This window comes from Frankia sp. CcWB2, from assembly GCF_977927585.1.
This window is the reverse complement of sequence record NZ_CDWRCM010000103.1, coordinates 10,643-14,933: the sequence shown is the minus strand read 5'-3', so window position 1 is coordinate 14,933 and position 4,291 is coordinate 10,643. Positions and strand designations below refer to the sequence as shown.

Here is a 4,291-nt window from a genome sequence, read left to right as displayed (position 1 = left end):
CCAGGAAGAGCCGGGCAACCTCGCTCCTCGCCTTCTTCGTGCTTTTTTCGGAGCGTAGCCTGCTGGGTGCTTCGGGTTGCCGACTAGGATGGCTCTGTCGAACGTCGGCTGAGTCCGGCCATCCCGGGTCGAGCCGGTGAACCCTTCCATCGCTCCGGAGACTGGTGCATCTCAAGAACTTGACCCTGCGGGGCTTCAAGTCCTTTGCGAGCTCGACCTCCCTGCATCTCGAGCCGGGAATAACCTGCGTGGTCGGGCCCAACGGGTCGGGCAAGAGTAACGTCGTCGACGCCATCGCCTGGGTACTGGGGGAGCAGGGTGCCAAGGCCCTGCGTGGCGGCACCATGTCCGATGTCATCTTCGCGGGCACGCCCGCTCGCCCGGCCTTGGGGCGCGCCGAAGTACTCCTGACGATCGACAACTCGGACGGCGCGCTCCCCATCGAGTACACCGAGGTGACCATCGGGCGGCTGATGTTCCGCAGCGGCGAGAGCGAATACACGATCAACGGTACCGGTTGTCGCCTGCTGGATATCCAGGAACTGATGAGCGACTCGGGTATCGGCCGAGAGCTGCACGTGATTGTCGGCCAGGGTCAGCTCGACGCGGTCCTGCACGCGCGCCCGGAGGATCGCCGCGCCTTCATCGAGGAGGCCGCCGGCGTCCTCAAACACCGTAAACGCAAGGAGAAGGCACTCCGCAAGCTCGAGGCGATGTCGGCGAACCTCACCCGCCTCACCGATCTGTCCGCCGAGCTGCGTCGGCAGTTGGGGCCGCTCGGTCGCCAGGCGGAGATCGCACGTAAGGCCGGTGTGATTCAGGCTTCGCTCCGGGACGCCCGCCTGCGCCTTCTCGCCGACGATCTCCATCGTGCCCGGGCCGCGATCGCCTCCGACCTCGCGGACGAGGAGGCATTGCGGGCGCGGCTGACGACCACCGAAGCCGCTCATGCCGCGGTCGCCCGCCGGGAGGAGCAGCTGCAGGCCGACCTGACGGCGATCGTTCCGCGCGCCACCGGCGCCCAGGAGACCTGGTACGCCCTGGCATCCCTGCGGGAACGGCTGCGGGGCACCCGTTCGCTCGCCGTCGAACGGGGTCGCCTGTTGCGTACCGCGGCCGACGACGTACGTGGGCGCCGCGACCCCGAGGAACTGGAACAGGAGGCCACGGCGGTCCGGGAGCAGGAAATCGCCCTCACCGAGCGGCTGGAGCGTGATCGGGACCTGCTCGCCGAGGTGGTCACCAGGCGTGCCGATCTCGAGGCCGCGCTCGCCCGGGAGGAGAAGGAACTGATCGCCGCGGCACGCGCGGCGTCTTTTCGCCGTGAGGAGATCGCGCGCCTTGCCGGCCAGGTGGAGGCTGCCAGGTCCCGTGCCACCAGCGCCGAGAACGAGATAGCACGGACGACCGAGGCACTCGACGCCGCGCGGGAGCGGGAGACCGAGACCTCGGCGTCACGTTCGGCCCTCGAGATCGAACTCTCCCGGATGGAGAGCGCACGGGAGGATCTCACCGAGCGGCACAGCGCGGCCGTGGCGGTGCATGCCGCTGCCGCCGAGCGGCTCGAGGTCCTGCGCGGTGAGGAGCGTAGCGCCGAGCGTGACCACGCCTCCTGGGCTGCGCGACGTGACGCGCTGCATCTCTCCCTCGCGCCGGCCGACGGAGCCGCGGCACTGTTGAGGGCTGCTACCGGCGCGCAGACCGGGCAGACCGGGCAGGCCGGGCAGACCGGGCAGACCGGGCGGGGCGCCTCGAACACGGCGGAGGACCCGGCTCCGGCACTGGATCCGACCCTCGAGGTGATCGGCCGGCTGGCCGGCGTCCTGAGCGTGACCGCCGGCGCGGAGGCGGCCATCGCCGCGGCGCTGGGCGCGGCGGCGGACGCCCTGCTCGTCGGCACGTCGGAAGATGCCATGGCGGCCTTTGCGTGGCTGCGGGAAACGGGCGCCGGCCGAGCATCGCTGGTGGCCGCCGTCACCGTCGCGGATGAGCCTGACGCCTGCGCCGATCCCGCCGCCTGCGCCGGCCCTGTCGGCAGCGCGGCGACCGACCCGGGGGCGGCCAGCGCCGACGGTCCGCTCCCGGCCGGTGCCGTTGCCGCGCTGGACCTGGCGGAGATCGGTGACGACCGGTTCCGTACCGCCGTGTCGTCCCTGCTCGCCCGGACTGTCGTGGTCGAGGATCTGGCAGCGGCCGAGCGGGCCACGGCGTTGCGTCCCGACCTGCGGGTGGTCACCCGCGCCGGCGACGTCATCGGTGCGCCCCTCTCGATCGGTGGCAGCGCGAACCCGCCGTCTGCGATCGAACTGCAGGCCGCGGCGGACGAGGCCGAGGCCGGCGTGGCGGAGGCGACCCGTCGCGTCGAGTCCGCCCACGAGGCGTTCGAGCCCGCGCGTGCCGAGGTGACCCGGGCCCGTACCGCCATCGACGCGGCACTGGCGGCGCTGCACGGGACCGATGCCCGGCACCGGGCGCTGTCCGAGCAGATGGCGCAGCTCGATCGTTCGGGAGGGGCCGCGGCATCCGAGATCGCCCGGCTGGAGGCTACCCGATCACGGGCCGAAACAGCCCGTGATCGGGCATACGGAGCGTTGACCGAGCTCGAGGCGTCGCTCGCCGCGACATCTGAGCAGCCGGAGGCCGGGGAGCGTGCTCCGGATGAACGGGACCGGCTCGTCGCGGCCACCTCCGCCGTGCGCGCCGCCGAGGTCGAGGCCCGGTTGGCCGTCCGTACCAGCGAGGAGCGGGTGCGAGGCCTGCAGGGACGCGCCGACGGACTGATCCGCGCGGCGGCGAACGAGCGGGCGGCACGGGCCGCGGCGGCCCGTCGGCACGAGGTCCGCGAGCGGCAGGCGGCCGTCGCGACGGTGATGGGGGAGGCGGCCCAGGTCGCTCTCGACCGACTGGACCATTCGCTGGCTCGCGCCGCGGCGGAGCGGGAGGAGGCCGACGCACTGCGCAAGGCCGCCGAGACGGAGCTGGTCGGGGTGCGTGACCAGGGGCGCGCCCTGGCCACCGAACTCGCGGCGCTGCGCGACGCCGCCCATCGCGACGAGCTGGCCCGAGCGGAGAAGCGGCTGCGGGTGGAGACACTGGAAGCCAAGGCTCTGGAGGAGCACGGCATCGACGCGGACGACCTGGTGGCGGAGTTCGGGCCGGGCACGCTGGTCCCGCCGGATGAGCCCGACGGCACCGCGGTGCCGTTCGATCGAGCCGAGCAGAGCGCCCGGGCTGCCACCGCGGAGAAGCAGCTGGCCCGGCTGGGGCGGGTGAATCCCCTCGCCCTCGAGGAGTTCGCCGCGCTTCAGGAGCGGGCGGCGTTCTTATCCGCGCAGCTCGAAGACATCAAGAGCACCCGCCGGGATCTTCTACTGGTCGTCGAGGAGGTTGATCTGCGGGTGCGTGAGGTCTTCGCCGTCGCGTTCGCGGACACCGCTCGTGAGTTCGAGATCGTTTTCTCGACGCTGTTCCCGGGCGGTGAGGGCCGGCTGGTGCTTACCGATCCTGATGACATGCTCACCACGGGCATCGAGGTCGAGGCGAGGCCGCCGGGAAAAAAGGTGAAGCGTCTGTCGCTGTTGTCCGGCGGGGAGCGTTCACTGACCGCACTCGCTCTCCTGCTCGCGATATTCCGGGCCCGTCCTTCGCCCTTCTACGTGCTCGACGAGGTCGAGGCAGCTCTGGACGACCGCAACCTCGGCCGGCTGCTCGATGCTGTCGAGGGTCTGCGCGAGAAGTCGCAGCTGATCATCGTCACCCACCAGAAGCGGACGATGGAGATCGCTGACGCCCTGTACGGCGTGGCCATGCGGGGCGACGGGGTGACGACAGTGATCAGTCAGCGGCTGCGGGAGCGGGCGGCGCTCTGACGCCGCCGCCCTCCCGCCGGGCGAGCGCCACGGCCTTGTGGCGTCATCTGTCAGGATCGGTACGTGGAGCTCCTCATCCTGATCGTCGTCATCGCCGTCGTCGTACTGGCCACCGTGGGCCTGGTGGCCGGCACGGCCCTGCGCCGACGCCCCCGCCGATCCGTCGAGGAAGGCCCGCGCCCGGGCGCCGACTACCGTCCCGGGGTCGGTGACGATGCCGAGGTACCCCGAGATTCGGCGACCAGGACGGTCGACGACATCGGTCTTCCCGATGTGCTGCCGCCGTCCCCGACGGAGACCGAGGGCGTCGGCGCCCCGCCCGCCGAGATACCGGCCGCGCCGGGGATCCCGGTCCAGGAGCGGATCCCGCCGGAGGCACCGCCGCCGGCCGCCGGCCGCCTCGTCCGGCTGCGCCTGCGGCT

The 4,291-nt window shown here is 72.0% G+C and carries 1 protein-coding gene and 1 pseudogene; both read left to right on the top strand.

What is annotated here, in order from left to right:
- The first annotated feature begins 164 nt into the window (after window positions 1-164).
- A complete protein-coding gene (gene smc, locus ACY45C_RS12440; RefSeq protein ID WP_462187779.1) occupies window positions 165-3,869 on the top strand; it encodes a chromosome segregation protein SMC in 3,705 nt (1,234 codons plus the stop codon).
- Window positions 3,870-3,932: 63 nt separating this feature from the next.
- A pseudogene (locus tag ACY45C_RS12435) lies at window positions 3,933-4,291 on the top strand (signal recognition particle-docking protein FtsY); the annotation flags it as partial.